This is a genomic window from Pseudomonas putida W15Oct28, from assembly GCF_000708715.2.
Classification (GTDB): domain Bacteria; phylum Pseudomonadota; class Gammaproteobacteria; order Pseudomonadales; family Pseudomonadaceae; genus Aquipseudomonas; species Aquipseudomonas putida_R.
Genome location: NZ_JENB01000098.1, coordinates 1 through 577, shown reverse-complemented (window position 1 = coordinate 577; position 577 = coordinate 1). Strand labels below are relative to the sequence as shown.

Sequence of the window (577 nt, the reverse complement as noted above, 5' to 3'; positions counted from 1 at the left end):
GTGTTAGCTCTCGCCACGGCATGGTCAGATCCTCGAAAACCGACCATGCCAGTTAAAGACTGTTACCTATGTGCGTGAACTGATTTGTAACCCATGTGGGTGAGTCATACCCGCAGCGTTTTTTGGTTACTTTTTGTCGCGTTCCCCCCGTGTCAGCCTACCTGTCGCCTCTATTGATTGACTCAATCTTCCAAGGGGGCGAAGGTGCAAGGTAATGAAAAAGCGTTATGACTCTGAATTCAGAGACTGGGCTGTTCAGCAAATGATGCCGCCTCTGAACCGTTCTGTGGCGGAGCTTGCCGTTGCAATCGGCGTTACTCCGCAGTCCCTGCGAAACTGGAGACAAATGGCTAGAGAGAAAGGGTTGATCGTCCCTGGTAACAACAAGACCAGCGATCAATGGTCCAGCGCCGACAAATTCAATACTGTCATGGAGACAGCTCCCTGAATCGCCCCTGGTTTCGTAGACACCTCCAAGCCTCATAATGAGGCCCAAATAGGAGGTGCCATGAGTCGTCAGCGTTACCCTGAAGAATTCAAGATCGAAGCGGTCAAGCAAGTGACCGAGAAAGGCAAG

2 protein-coding genes are annotated in these 577 nt (G+C 51.3%); both read left to right on the top strand.

From position 1 onward, the window contains the following. The first annotated feature begins 214 nt into the window (after positions 1–214). Entirely contained in the window at positions 215–448 is a 234-nt protein-coding gene (locus AK81_RS27585; protein WP_050491959.1) for a transposase, read from the top strand. 60 nt (positions 449–508) lie between these two features. Next, a partial coding sequence (locus AK81_RS30575) for a transposase (RefSeq protein ID WP_241496124.1) occupies positions 509–577 on the top strand: 69 nt, incomplete at its 3' end.